This is a genomic window from Philodulcilactobacillus myokonensis, assembly GCF_027923585.1.
In the GTDB taxonomy this organism is placed as follows: Bacteria; Bacillota; Bacilli; order Lactobacillales; family Lactobacillaceae; genus Philodulcilactobacillus; species Philodulcilactobacillus myokonensis.
Genome location: NZ_BRPL01000002.1, coordinates 591,427 through 605,945 on the forward strand (window position 1 = coordinate 591,427; position 14,519 = coordinate 605,945).

General features: G+C 31.7%; 14 protein-coding genes. 8 read left to right on the top strand and 6 right to left on the bottom strand.

From position 1 onward, the window contains the following. Nucleotides 1–6 precede the first annotated feature (6 nt). The 6 genes from gatC to WR164_RS03165 all read left to right on the top strand — a co-directional run bounded on the left by gatC (nt 7) and on the right by WR164_RS03165 (nt 7,443). A complete protein-coding gene (gene gatC, locus WR164_RS03140; protein WP_286136107.1) occupies nt 7–336 on the top strand; it encodes an Asp-tRNA(Asn)/Glu-tRNA(Gln) amidotransferase subunit GatC in 330 nt (109 codons plus the stop codon). Between the two features lie 3 nt (nt 337–339). Beyond that, on the top strand, nt 340–1,803 hold the full coding sequence (gatA, locus tag WR164_RS03145) for an Asp-tRNA(Asn)/Glu-tRNA(Gln) amidotransferase subunit GatA (RefSeq protein WP_286136108.1): 1,464 nt from the start codon (nt 340–342) through the stop codon (nt 1,801–1,803). After that, nucleotides 1,804–3,225 carry an Asp-tRNA(Asn)/Glu-tRNA(Gln) amidotransferase subunit GatB gene (gene gatB, locus WR164_RS03150; RefSeq protein ID WP_286136109.1) on the top strand — a complete coding sequence of 474 codons (1,422 nt, stop codon included), beginning with the start codon at nt 1,804–1,806 and terminating at the stop codon, nt 3,223–3,225. It abuts the gene before it with no gap. A 16-nt stretch (nt 3,226–3,241) separates the two neighbouring features. Next, complete coding sequence (locus WR164_RS03155) at nt 3,242–4,222, top strand: diacylglycerol kinase (protein WP_286136110.1); 981 nt, start codon at nt 3,242–3,244, stop codon at nt 4,220–4,222. Between the two features lie 69 nt (nt 4,223–4,291). Further along, the gene (gene rlmD, locus WR164_RS03160; protein ID WP_286136111.1) at nt 4,292–5,656 is read left to right on the top strand and encodes a 23S rRNA (uracil(1939)-C(5))-methyltransferase RlmD; all 1,365 of its coding nucleotides are present in this window, start codon (nt 4,292–4,294) and stop codon (nt 5,654–5,656) included. A 446-nt stretch (nt 5,657–6,102) separates the two neighbouring features. Then, nucleotides 6,103–7,443, top strand: coding sequence for an APC family permease (locus WR164_RS03165; RefSeq protein WP_286136112.1), 1,341 nt, complete (start codon nt 6,103–6,105; stop codon nt 7,441–7,443). Nucleotides 7,444–7,504: 61 nt separating this feature from the next. On the opposite strand, the gene WR164_RS03170 is transcribed toward WR164_RS03165, so the two are convergent. The 6 genes from WR164_RS03170 to msrC form a co-directional block, all read right to left on the bottom strand. Next, nucleotides 7,505–7,945, bottom strand: coding sequence for a universal stress protein (locus WR164_RS03170; RefSeq protein WP_286136113.1), 441 nt, complete (start codon nt 7,943–7,945; stop codon nt 7,505–7,507). 60 nt (nt 7,946–8,005) lie between these two features. Beyond that, nucleotides 8,006–8,296, bottom strand: a complete 291-nt coding sequence (locus tag WR164_RS03175) for a hypothetical protein (protein WP_286136114.1) — start codon at nt 8,294–8,296, stop codon at nt 8,006–8,008. A 10-nt stretch (nt 8,297–8,306) separates the two neighbouring features. Next, nucleotides 8,307–9,581: a replication-associated recombination protein A gene (locus WR164_RS03180; RefSeq protein ID WP_286136115.1), complete on the bottom strand. Its 1,275-nt coding sequence runs from the start codon at nt 9,579–9,581 to the stop codon at nt 8,307–8,309. A 21-nt stretch (nt 9,582–9,602) separates the two neighbouring features. After that, nucleotides 9,603–10,091: a YueI family protein gene (locus tag WR164_RS03185; RefSeq protein ID WP_286136116.1), complete on the bottom strand. Its 489-nt coding sequence runs from the start codon at nt 10,089–10,091 to the stop codon at nt 9,603–9,605. Nucleotides 10,092–10,201: 110 nt separating this feature from the next. Beyond that, complete coding sequence (rpsD, locus tag WR164_RS03190) at nt 10,202–10,813, bottom strand: 30S ribosomal protein S4 (RefSeq protein ID WP_286136117.1); 612 nt, start codon at nt 10,811–10,813, stop codon at nt 10,202–10,204. A gap of 196 nt (nt 10,814–11,009) precedes the next feature. After that, nucleotides 11,010–11,477, bottom strand: coding sequence for a free L-methionine (R)-S-oxide reductase MsrC (gene msrC / locus WR164_RS03195; RefSeq protein ID WP_373876894.1), 468 nt, complete (start codon nt 11,475–11,477; stop codon nt 11,010–11,012). A gap of 150 nt (nt 11,478–11,627) precedes the next feature. On the opposite strand from msrC, the gene WR164_RS03200 reads away from it, so the two are divergent. Further along, nucleotides 11,628–13,349 (top strand): septation ring formation regulator EzrA, encoded by a 1,722-nt coding sequence (locus tag WR164_RS03200; protein ID WP_286136119.1) that lies wholly within the window; start codon nt 11,628–11,630, stop codon nt 13,347–13,349. Between the two features lie 21 nt (nt 13,350–13,370). Continuing rightward, nucleotides 13,371–14,516 (top strand): cysteine desulfurase family protein, encoded by a 1,146-nt coding sequence (locus WR164_RS03205; RefSeq protein ID WP_286136120.1) that lies wholly within the window; start codon nt 13,371–13,373, stop codon nt 14,514–14,516. Nucleotides 14,517–14,519: the final 3 nt, after the last annotated feature.

Sequence of the window (14,519 nt, forward strand, 5' to 3'; positions counted from 1 at the left end):
TTAACCATGCCAAAGAATGAAATTAGCGAAGATCAAGTTAAGCATGTTGCTTCATTAGCAAATTTATCATTATCTAAAGACCAATTGCCTTATTTTACTAAACAATTAGGTAGTGTTATGGATCTATTTGAAACTTTAAATAGTGTTAACACTGATGATGTTAAACCAACTTACAGTATTACTGATCAGGTTAATGCAATGAGAGATGACATTCCACAAAATTGGAATGAAAAACAGGCCCTATTAAGAAATGCTCCTGATGTTAAAGACGGTTTGATTCGTGTTCCAGAAATTATGCAGAATAGAAAAAATAGAGACCGAGAAAGTGAGGATTAGTCAATGAATTATTTGAATAAAAATATGACTGGCGTTCATAAACAGTTAATGAATGGAGACATTACTTCAGAAGAATTAACTAAACAAACGTTAGATAATATTAAAAAGACTGATACTAAACTAAATGCATTTATCGATTTAAATGACTCAAAGGCACTCGATGATTCAAAAGCTGTTGATCAAAAGGGAATTGATGCTAGTAGTTTACTATCTGGGATGCCAATTGCGATTAAGGATAATATTCTTACGAAAGACCTTAAAACAACGGCTGCATCAAAAATGCTTAGTAATTTTACACCAATTTTTGATGCTACCGTTGTAAAGAAATTAGCTGCTGCCGGTGCTATTAATGTTGGTAAAACTAATATGGATGAGTTTGCAATGGGAAGTTCTACTGAACATTCTGTTTTTGGACCAACTCATAATCCATGGAATCTTAATAAAGTTCCTGGTGGTTCTTCAGGTGGTTCAGCAGCTGCCGTTGCATCTGGCGAAATCATTGCGGCATTAGGTTCTGATACTGGTGGTTCAATTAGACAACCAGCAGCATTTAACGGAATTGTTGGAATGAAACCAACTTATGGTCGTGTATCACGTTGGGGCTTGATTGCTTTTGGATCCAGTTTTGACCAAATTGGGTCTTTGACACGTAATGTTTATGATAATGCTAGTATTTTAAATGTCATTGCTGGGCATGATAAACATGATTTAACTAGTTCTGATAAAGCAGTTCCTGATTATACTCAAAACATCAAAAAAGGTGTTAAGGGTCTTAAGATTGCTTTGCCAGAAGAATATTTATCAGATGGTACTGACAAGAATGTTAAAGATGCAATTTTAAAAGCTGCTGAAACTTATAAGAAATTAGGAGCAACGGTTGAAAAAGTTTCATTGCCACATACTAAGTATGGAGTTGCTGCTTATTATATTTTAGCTTCTTCTGAAGCATCTTCTAATCTTCAACGATATGATGGCATTAGATATGGCTATCGTTCTAAGGATGCTAATAATTTAGCAGAATTATATGTTAAAAGTAGATCAGAAGGATTTGGGGATGAAGTTAAACGCCGAATTATGCTAGGAACATTTTCACTTTCAGCTGGTGCTTTTGATGCATACTTCAAGAAAGCAGCTAAGGTAAGAACTCTAATCTTAGATGACTTCAAGAAAGTCTTTGATCATTATGATATGATTATGGCACCAACGACTTCTACTCCAGCATTCGATTTGGGTTCTAAGACATCTGATCCGGTTTCTATGTACATGAATGATGTTTTAACAATTCCCGTTAACATGGCTGGATTGCCCGGAATGTCGATTCCAGCTGGCTTTAGTGATGGGATGCCAATTGGAATGCAATTAATTGGCCGTCCATTTGATGAAGGTACAATGTATCAAGCCGGCTATGCTTTTGAACAAAATACTGATTTCCATAAACATTTTCCAAAGATTGGAGGAGCAAAGTAAATGAATTTTATTACTACGATTGGTTTAGAAGTTCATATCGAACTAAATACTAAATCCAAGATTTTTAGTCCTTCACCTGATGAATATGGTGATGAAGCTAATAATAATACTAACGTCATTGATTGGGGATATCCTGGAGTTTTACCAACTACCAATAAACAAGTGGTTGCTGATGGAATTACTGCTGCTTTAGCTTTACATTCTAAAGTTAACCGTCATCCTCATTTTGATCGTAAAAATTACTTCTACCCTGATAATCCGAAAGCATATCAAATTACTCAACATGATATTCCTGATGCTCAAGGCGGATATGTTACCATTCATACCGGTGGTAAAACCAAGAAAATCACCCTTACCGAAATGCATATTGAAGAAGATGCTGGTAAAAATACCCATGGAATTAAATATTCTTATGTTGATTTAAACAGACAGGGTGCTCCATTAATTGAAATTGTTTCTGATCCGGTTATTTCTTCTCCTCAAGAAGCTTATGACTATTTAGAAACTTTAAGACAAATTATTCTATTTTCAGGAATTTCTGATGTGAAAATGGAAGAAGGTTCCATGCGTGCTGATGTTAATATTTCAGTTCGTCCGATTGGCCAAAAGAAATTAAATAACCGAATTGAAATGAAGAACGTTAACTCATTTAATTATGTTAAACGTGGGTTAGAGTATGAAGAAAAACGCCAACGTCAAATTTTAATGGCCGGTGGTACAATTCAAGCCCAAACAAGACGTTTTAATGAAAATACAGGGAAAACCACATTAATGCGTACTAAAGAAAATGCTGATGATTATCGTTACTTCCCAGAACCTGATTTACCTTCATTAGACATTTCGGATGAATGGATTAATGAACTACGTGATGAGTTGCCTGAAATGCCAAGCAAACGTAAACATCATTATGTTGATGATTTAGGTTTGAGTTCATATGATGCAAATGTATTAACTCAGACAAAACAAATGTCCGATTTCTTTGATCAAATGATTAAAGATGGTGCAGATGCAAAAATGGCATCTAATTATCTTCAAGGTAACGTTAGCGCATACCTAAACTCCAACCAGATTGAATTAAAAGATACTAAAATAACACCTAAAAATTTAACGACCTTAATTAATTTGGTTAAAAAGGGAACCATTTCAACTAAAATGGCTAAAAAAGTATTTAAAGCTGTCACTAATGGGGTTGAACCTAACCAATTCGTTAAAAAACATGGGATGGTTCAGTTATCAGATCCATCTCAATTAAAACCAATTGTTGATAATGTTTTAACTAGTAACCCACAATCTGTTGATGATTTTCATAATGGTAAAGATCGTGCTAAGGGATTCTTAGTTGGTCAAGTTATGAAAAAAACACGTGGTAAAGCTAATCCACAAATGGTAAGTAAATTATTATCTGAAGCTTTAAATAAGTAAGAAGGTTGTGAAACACTTGCGAAAAAGGGCACGGGTAATTTATAATCCCACCTCTGGCCGTGAAATTTTAAAATCTAAAATGATTGATATTTTAAATGTTTTTGAGCAAGCTGGGTATGAAACAAGTGCCTATGCAACAACCCCTAAGCCTCATTCTGCTCGTGATGAGGCAAAACGGGCTGTTGAAGAAGGTTTTGATTTGATTGTTGCAGCAGGTGGGGATGGAACCATTAACGAAGTTGTTAATGGGATTGCTCCTCAAAAGAAACGTCCCAAGTTTGCCATCATCCCTGCTGGAACAACTAATGATTTTGCAAGGGCGCTTCATATTCCAAGGAATGATCCAATTGCTGCTGCAAAGATTGTTTTAAAGAAACAAACATTTAAAATGGATGTCGGCCAGGCTGGTAAAAAGTATTTTATCAACATTGCCGGTGGTGGATTATTAACAGAATTAACTTATGATGTTCCTTCTGATTTAAAAACTGTTTTTGGATACTTGGCTTATTTAGTTCGGGGTGCGGAATTACTTCCGCAAATTCATCCCATCAAGATGGATTTAGAATATGATGGTGGTAAATTTGATGGGAAAGCATCAATGTTTTTACTTGCAATGACTAATTCAATTGGCGGCTTAGAACGCATTGTACCCGATGCATCATTGAATGATGGTGAATTTACAATGATTATTGTTAAAACCAGTAATTTAGTTCAAATTTTACAATTATTGACTAAGGTTATTAATGGTAAGCATATCAATGATTCTAGAATTATTTATAAAAAAACAAAGCATTTAATTGCTAAACCAGTTGATGATGAAATGCAAATTAATCTTGATGGTGAATATGGTGGCAATGCACCCATGGAGTTTAAAAATTTAAAGCAGCATATTGAAATTTATGCTAATTTAGATAAAATGCCATTACACAGTTATAGTTCTAAATATGAGCAAAATATTAAAAAACAGTTGATAAATAAAGTTGATAAATTGTCATAGTTTTAAAGCTAAAAATTTTGCTGATTTTAATCAATAACAGCAAAATTTTTTGTTTTATTAGGGAGATATATGAAAATTAAAATTCCAGTAGAAAAAAATCAAAATTATAATGTTAAGGTCATTGATTTAACCTATCAAGGCTTAGGAGTCGCAAAAATTAATGATTTTCCAATTTTTATTAGTAATACTTTACCAGGCGAAGAAGCGTTAATTAAAGTCACTAAGGTAAAGAAAAATTTTAGTTTTGGAAAGTTAATTCAATTAAAGAATAAGAGTCCCGAAAGAGAAGATAATGTGGATCAAAAGTATCTTCAAACGGGAATTGCTCCATTGCAACATTTAAAATATAAGTACCAATTAAAATTTAAACAGGATCAAATTGAAAATTTATTTAATAAAGCTAAATTGAATGTTGATGTTTTGAAAACAATCGGGATGGATAATCCTACTCATTATCGAAATAAAGCGGAAATACCAGTTAGAATTATTAATGGTCAATTGGAAACTGGGTTTTATAAACGTCAATCACATGATTTAATTCCAATTGAAGATTTTTATATTCAAGATCCTAAAATTGATCAAGTAATTTTAATTGTTAGAAATATTTTACGTCAGTATCATATCAAGCCTTATGATGAAGTTAATCATAAGGGAGTAATTAGAAATATTATGGTTAGAAGGGGCCATTATACTGGTGAAATTATGATTGGTTTAATTACCAGAACTAAGGAAATTCCCCATATTGATTCCATTATTTCCAAAATTGTTGATCAAACCCAAGACGTTAAAAGTATTATTCAAAATATTAATCCTAAGAATTCAAACGTTATTTTAGGTCGAAAAAATAAACTTCTTTTTGGACGTAAATATATTAATGATCAATTATTAGGATTAACATTTGAAATTTCACTTCAATCATTTTATCAAGTTAATCCAGTTCAAACTGAAAAACTATATTCATTAGCAATTAAAAAGGCGCAGTTAAATCAAAATGATACTGCAATTGATGCATATTGTGGAATTGGGACAATTTCATTATCATTAGCTAAACATATTAAACGTGTTTATGGTGTTGAAATTGTCAACCAAGCAATTGAAAATGCGAAGAGTAATGCCAAAATTAATCATATTAAAAACGTTAAATTTGTTGCTAATAAAGCTGAAAAACAGATCGTTAAATGGCAAGAAAAGGGCTTAAAACCGAGTGCCATTTTTGTTGATCCACCTAGAAAAGGTTTGGCCTCATCTTTTATTGATACGGCGGGTAAAATGGCTCCGCATAAGATTGTTTATATTTCTTGTAATCCATCAACGTTAGTTAGGGATGCAAGATGTTTAATGAAGTATGGATATCATATTAATCAACCCATCCAGCCGGTTGACCAATTTCCACAAACTGTGCACGTTGAATCAATTACTGTATTTGAAAAATAATTAAGGATTAATTTAATCTTGACAATTAAAATTAGTCATTTATAATAAATACAAGTTAATATTTAATTCGTTCGTAGTAAACTGATAATGTGGTAGTTAGGATTATTGAGCGCACTTAGAGAGCTACTCATGGTGGAAATGTAGCTGTATGCAGGTAATCTCATGGACCACGGAGGGCCAATTTGAAAACTGATTTAGTGATTATGATTGGACGTTAAGACATACGTAAGTTGTCGGGAATGTGAATGCGCATTCTGCTAAGCGTAACGGTTTATTTATTTTTAATTATTAATATTTTAATTAAAGTTAAAATTTAAATTAATCGTTAAAATAAGGTGGCACCGCGGGAATTAGAATCCGTCCTTAGTTTTTACATGTACTATTTAGTCATGTTTGCTATGGACGGATTTTTTATTTTCTAATTTAAAGAATAGGTGGCATGCTCAATGAATTTAAATTCTAGGAAATTATCATTAATTGGAACCCTATCGATTTCAATTACTTCAATTGCCCCAACTGGTGCAATGGCTTTTAACACACCACTAGTTGCTCGTTTTGCCAAAACCAATACGCCGTTATCGTTTATTTTTGGAGCTTTCGCTATTTTACTAATCGGTGGCTGTTTTGCAATGATGGCACATCAAACATCACAGTCTGGATCAGTTTATGCTTATAATCGAAAAGCACTGGGTGAACGGGCTGGTTTCGTTACTGGCTGGATTTTAATGTTGGTTTATATATGTGGAGGCGCTGGTTTTGCAGGCGAATCAGCAAATTTTGTTAACGTCTTTTTAAACCAATTTAATGTTCATATTCCGGTTAATTATTTAGCAATTTTCTTAATTATTTTTATGTGGATTATTTCGTTGGTCGGAATAAAAGTTACAAGTATTATTTCCTTAGTCGTTGAAAGTATCTCTATTTTAATTGTTTTAGTTTTATGCTCAATTATTATTATCCATGGTGGCCAAAATGGGCTAACTACCCAACCAATTACACATATTCATAGTATTTCGGGAATTAGTCAGGGAATTGTCTATGTTATTATTTGTTTTGCCGGATTTGAAGAATCAACGACATTAACTGCTCGGATTCAACATCCTAAAAAAATCGTGCCACTTACAATCATTATTTCGATTATTTCGGTTGCTTTATTCTTTATTCTTGTTAGTTACACCGAAGTAATGGGATTTGGTTTGAACGGAATGAACGCCTTTATGAATTCTGCTTCGCCATTAAATGATTTAGCAACAGCTTATGCTGGTAAAAATATGGCAACGATTATTGATCTTGCAACCATGATTAGTGCGGTTGCATCTTTCCTAGGAATTATGAATGCTTGCTCTTATATGTTTTATGCATTAGCAAAACAACATTACTTACCTAAAAAATTGAGTTACTTCCCAAATCAATATAATAGTCCCCACCGGGCAGTTAATTTAACGGCAATTATATATTTGATTCTATATTTATTGATTGGAATTCCGTTTGGTTCACAGGCAATTTATTCTAATTTAATGGATATTGCAGGAATTGGTTTTATGCTTGTTTATATTTTAGTTTGTGTGGGTGTAATTGCTTATTTCAAAAAGCAACATCGCTTTAACATTTTTAAACATGGGTTAGTGCCAATTTTAAGTATTGTCATTTTGTTATTTCCACTTTTTAGTAGCTTAGCTGCTAGTTCTAATTTCCCGATGAATTTGTATCCAATTTTTATAATCGTATGGGTAATCGTTGGGACATTGATTTCTAAACGAATTAGTTCAATCTATAATCAAGAATAAAATAATATAAAAAAGTGATTCCATAATTTTTATGGAATCACTTTTAATTTTAGTCATTACTTTACTTTTTAACAATTAAAACATCACAACTAGCATTTTTAGAAACATAGGCAGTAGTCGAACCAATTAGTAATTTTTCAATTGGATTTAATCCGGTTGCACCAATAATGATAAGCGGGTTTTGATAGAGCTTCGGTAATTCTTGGGCGATAATTTCCTTTGGTGCACCGTATTTGATTGCGTAGTCAATGTTTGTAATTTTTTGTTTCTTAGCATCTTTAAGATATTGGTCTAATATTTTTTTAGCGTCATCGGTAATTTTGTCAACAACTGAATCATCAATGCTAGAAAAATTGTTAATGTAGTTGGTATCAACGATGTAAAACAAATGGATTGCAACTTTATTATCATGATCTTGACTTAACTTTAAAGCTCTTATAAAAGCTAATTTAGCATTCTTAGATCCATCGGTTGGAACAATAATTTCTTTATAATTTTCCATTGTAAGCGCTTCCTCTCTTATTAAATTTATCATAACCCATTTATTTAAATTTAGTAAGGATTAACCCTTCGGAAAAAATCTTACAATAATCATTTGAAAAGCAAAAATAGCGATACACCCAATAAATAAATCAATACAGATAATTAAAACATTTTTAAAAATTAAAATTAAAATTGAAATAACAGCAATTGCAATGAAAATAAAAGCAAATTTTTGAAAAATTGATTTTAATAGGGGATCATTTTCTGGATGAAATACCAGAAATGGTTTAGTTTGATGAGAATGTAAAAAAATGCCCATTCCAGCCATTAAAATAGCAAATATAATCATTAAAATGTTAATTGCTAGCATATTTTAAACCTCACTTATTTTGTTGCGCATTTTTTAATTTACGATATTGAATGCCAAAGGCAGTTTCAAATTTTCCATTACTTTTGGGATGATAGTACTCAGCATTTTGTATTTTATCAGGTAGATACTGCTGTTTAACCCAATCATTTTTAAAATGATGGGGGTATTTATATCCAACTCCACGGTTTAATTTCTTAGCACCACTATAATGATTATCCCTTAAATAATTTGGAATGCTACCATAATTACCAGTTTTAACATCATCTAAAGCAGCATCAATTGCTAATAATCCTGAATTAGATTTAGGTGATAAACATAATTCGATGATGACATCAGATAGGGGAATTCTTCCTTCTGGTAATCCTAAATGATTAGCTGCTTGAATTGCATTTACTGTTCTAGCACAAACTGATGGGTTGGCCATCCCAACATCTTCATAAGCAATTACCATTAATCTTCTTGTTAATGAATTTAAATCACCAGATTCAATTAGACGAGCCGCATAATGAAGGGCTGCATCTACATCAGAACCACGAATTGATTTTTGAAATGCAGATATGACATCATAATGAGCATCTCCATTTTTATCTTGAGTTAATGCTTTTTTTTGAAGGCATTCTTCAACATCGGATAATTTAATATGGATTACATTTTGTTCCTTAGGCGTTGATTTAGCAGCTAATTCTAATGCATTTAGTGAACTTCTTAAGTCACCATTTGTTGCAGTTGATAAAAAATTTAGTGCATTTGGATCAATTTTAATGTTATATTTTCCTAATCCGTTTGTTTTATCCTTTAATGCTCTATGAATTGCTTCTTTGATGTCAGATTTTTTTAATGGATGGACTTCAAAAATTTCAGTTCGACTTCTAATGGCAGGACTAATATTGATATATGGATTTTCAGTTGTCGCACCAATTAAAATGATCCTACCACTTTCTAATAATGGCAATAAAAAATCTTGTTTAGTCTTATCCAAACGATGAATTTCATCCAATAAAAGAACGACGGTACCACTTATTTTGCTTTCTTCCGATACGATTTTAAGATCTTTTTTTGTATCAGTGGCAGCATTGAAAATATGGAAACCATATTTGGTGGAACCAGCAATTGCACTTGCAATGCTGGTCTTACCAGTGCCTGGTGGACCATACAAGATCATTGAAGATAGTGTTTTAGCTTTGACCATTCGACTGATAATTTTGCCAGGACCCACCAATTGCTGTTGACCAACAATATCTTCAATTTTTTTTGGACGCATACGATATGCTAATGGTCTTTGCAAAACGACCATCCTTTCATGAAACTAAAATAATTTTTTAATTCGATCTAAAAGTGATGGTTTAGATTTAGATTGATTATTTTGATTTGATTTATGATCATCATTATTATTAATAGGGTATTTTTGACTCATTTCAACCGGATTAACGTTAATGGAACTATTTTTGTTAGCGTAAACTAATCCATAACTATCCGGATCTGTTTTATAAAAAGAATCGGTTCTAATATCAAACTCAATATTATTATCAGCAGCAATTTTTAAATAAGGGCCAATTTGATCTTGACCAACATTACCATTTAAAAAGACAACGTAATTAGGATTGGCCTTAATTTCCTTCTTAAAATTATTTTCAGCAGTATCCTTACTCATATCTTTTATTTTAATTGCAAGTGAAACTCTTTCCCTAAAAGTTCCTAAATATTTTCTTTGTTCATCTGGATTAATTTTCGGTGTATTACCACTTGATGATTGTTCTAGACGATTATTAACTGAATCATTACTATTATTTGCCATATTATCATCTCCAATATCAATTATCATCTTAATTATATCATGGCAATAGGGCAAACAAAAAACACTCCGTAATAAACGAAGTGTTTTTATATTTATTGATAATGTTTATATTATCCAAGACGGTTGTAGTATTCAACAATAAGTGATGGATCAATATCAGCATTAAGTTCATCGCTTTGTGGGAGACGATTTAATGAACCTTCAAGCTTCTTAGAATTAAATGATACATATTGTGGACGACCCACAACAGCATCAACAGCATCTTTGATAACTTGCATATCGCGTGATTTTTCACGAACAGCGATTACTTGGCCAATCTTAACTTCATAAGATGGAATGTCAACGCGTTTACCATCAACAGTAATGTGTCCATGATTAACTAATTGACGAGCTTGACGACGAGTAGTTGCTAAGCCTAAACGGTAGACAATATTATCTAAACGTCTTTCAAGTAAAATCATGAAGTTATTACCATGGGTACCTTCGTTAATTTTACCGGCACGATCAAATAGATTTCTAAATTGACGTTCGTTTAAACCATACATGTAACGAACCTTTTGCTTTTCCTTAAGTTGGGTTCCATATTCAGATAATTTTTGACGACGACCTTGACCATGATCACCTGGTGCATAAGGACGACGAGATAATTCTTTACCAGTACCTGATAATGAAATACCAAGACGACGTGAAACTCTCCAACTTGGGCCTGTATATCTAGACATAATAAAATTCCTCCAATTATTTTTTTGGAGTAAAATAATTCACATACATTTAGTATTCGTGCATATTGCTTTGCAATGTTCGCCAATGCAGCCGATTGGTTACTAATCTGACCAAAAAGCGGCATCAATATGTTGACGAGCTTACCATGTATTGCTGCATTATTTTACACATTTATTAATAATAATATTAATGAATTTATTTGTCAATTACTTGCGTGATAATCTGAACCGCTTTTTTTATTTTTAATTGATCCACATCGGAAAATCGATTTGTAATTGGTGAATCAATATCCAAGACACCTAAAACTTTTGAGTCCTTAATAAGTGGTGTTACCAATTCTGATTTACTATTTTCATCACATGCAATATGTCCATGAAATTTTTTAACATCAGAAATATTTTGAATTTCTTTCTTTGCAGTTGCTGTTCCACAAACACCCTCACCATTTTTGATATGAACACAAGCAACTTTACCCTGAAATGGTCCTAAATCTAATTGATTAGTCTGATAATTAAAACTATAAAAACCAATCCAGTTAATATTCGATAAGTTTTGATTCAAAAATGCAACAGCATTTGATAGGTTAGAAACTGTGCTGTCATGTTCACTAAGAAGAGCTTTAAGTTGTTCCAATGTAATTGAGTCAATGCTCATATAAATCATCCTAACTGGTATAAAACTAAAATTTGATTAGTAGCAACAGATTTACTATGATATAATATTATTGTTATACATTAATTTACATTATACATAAAATTAAAAAGTATTGAAGAAAAAATATTTAATCAAAAAATTAAGGGACGATGTTAAAGTATGGCTATCATGTTTTTTGTAATTATGATCTTGGTAATTATTTCGGTGTACTTAATAATTATCGCATATCAACGTTATATGCTAAACAAAATAAAAATATTGGAAAATAATTTCACTAAAATTAAAGCATTGCCACTTGAACAACATTTTAATCAGATTGCTAAATTGAATTTGAACGGTGAATCATTAAAACAATTTAATAATTATCAGAATATTTACAAAAAAATTGAGAAAGATCATTTTGATGATATTGACAATAAGATAAGCAGTATTAAACAGGATACTAAAAATCTTAATTTCATGAAAACCAATCGTGAATATCAAAATTGCTTTAATGATGTTGCTAATGTTAATAATCAATTTAAGGGAATTCAAAAGGGATTAGATGAATTTAAACATTTAAATAAACAACATCAAAAGGTAATTGTTAATTTGAATGATAAATTTAAGCAAATTAACAAAAAGCTATTAAATGATAACTATGCCTATGGTAACAGTATTCATAAGTTAAATGATGTTTTGAATGAAATTAAAAAAGATTTTGATCATTTTGTTAGTTTAACTGATTCTGGTGACTACAAGACATCTGAAGAATTACTTAAAAAACTAAGCTTTCGTGTTAAGAACCTAGAAAAATGGGTTGCTAAAATTCCATCATTATATCGAAGCATCTCAACCGAATATCCTGAACAAATTGATGAAATTTCAAGGGGATATGATGAGATGGTTAAAGCTGGTTACCAGTTCCCTGAAAAGGGGATGGGAAGCGCTATTGATTATGTTAACAAACAAATCAAAAAATCCTCTAGTAGCTTAACTAATTTAAAAATTGAACAAACACAAAATATGAACAAAGAAATTGAAACATTAATTAATCAATTATATGATTCAATGGAACAAGAAATTAAAGCTAAACGTTCTGTTAAAAAAGACGTTGATATCGTTTCTTCATTTATCATTCACGCACAGCATCAAAATTATTCTTTAATGTCTGAACTTAAGAACTTATCCAAGAATTATGATTTAGAACATCAAGAAATTTCAACGACAAGACAACTGAGTGAACAATTAAAAAGGATTGATGAGATTAATCAAAAGGATCTTCAAGATATGGCAAGCAATGATGCAATCTACTCTGAAGTTTTAAGTCATCAATCAAGTGCTAAGCATGATTTGAGTCAGATTGAAACTCAGCAGCGGCAAATCCATAAATCAGTTTCTGGATTAAATCATGCTGAAAATAAAGCAAGGAATCAAGTTGAACAATTTGATTTAGAAATGCACAATATTAAAAGGCAAATTGAAAGATTAAATTTGCCAGGTGTCAAAAAAGATTACATCGATAGTTATAATGTTGTGAATAATGAAATTAAAAAATTAGCTCAAGTTATGAATCAATCTAAAATTAGTATGGATGACATTAATAAGCGACTCGTAATTGTTAAAAAACACTTGAATGCATTAGAAGATACAACGGAACAATTGATTGATAGCGCGATGCTTGCTGAACGTGTTATTCAATATACTAATCGCTTTCATGCTGCCCGTAATAATAAGAAAGATGAAGCCGTTTCAAAGGCAAATTTTGAAGCTCAAAAGTTATTTGAAGATTACGAATATGAACAGAGTTTAGACCGTATCGTTACGGCTTTAGATCGGGCGGAACCAAATAAATTTAAAGAAATTGAAAATTATTATTACGCAAATAAAGATAATCAATAAAATATGGAGGTAAAAGAAAAAATGATTTACTTTGATAATAGTGCTACTACTAAGATTAATTCTGGCGTTTTAGACACTTATAACAAAGTTAGTCAAAACATTTGGGGTAATCCATCAAGCTTACATCAATTTGGTAGCGAGGCTCATAATCTATTGACTCAATCCAGAATGCAAATTGCTAAATTATTAAATGTTTCACCTGGAGAAATATTATTTACAAGTGGTGGAACTGAAGGAGATAATTGGGCAATTAAGGGAACTGCTATGATTAAACGAAAATTTGGTAATCATATTATTACAACATCCGTTGAACATGCAGCAGTTCATAATCCAGTCGAGCAACTTAAAAAATTGGGCTTTGAAATCACATATTTACCGGTTGACAAAAATGGTCGCGTATCTGTTGAAGACTTAAAAAAAGCAATTCGTCCAACTACAATTTTGGTTTCAATTATGGCTGTAAATAATGAAATTGGGACAATTGAACCAGTTAAAGCAATCGGAGAATTACTGAAAAAATACCCTAAAATTACTTATCATATTGATGCAATTCAAGGTGTTGCTAAGGGATTAGAAAATATTATTTTTAATGACAGGGTTGATTTAGTAAGTTTTTCCGGTCATAAATTTCATGCTCCTAGAGGAACTGGCTTTAATTACAAACGTGATGGTAAAAAAATAGCACCATTAATGGCCGGTGGTGGTCAAGAACGTGGATTAAGGAGCGGAACTGAAAATCTTCCTGGAATTGCTGCAATGGCAAAGGCATTTAGACTGGTTATGACCAACGAAGATGAAAAGGTTAGACATCAAAGACAAATTAAGAGTGAAATATTTAATCATATTAAAAAATTTCCCAATGTCATTATTTTTTCAAAAAATGATGATACATTTGCTCCTCACATTTTATGTTTTGCAATTAAGGGTGTTAGAGGTGAAACGGTTGTTCATGCTTTTGAAAAATATGGGATTTACATTTCAACTACTAGTGCTTGCTCTTCAAGGGATCAGAGTGTAACATCAACATTATCTTCAATGCACGTTGATAGTAGTATTGCTGAAGATGCGGTTAGAATCTCATTGGATGAAAATAATACGATTGAAGAAGCTAAGAAATTTAATCAAGTTTTTGATCAACTGTATCAGCAATTTAGTAAACTAAGTTAATTA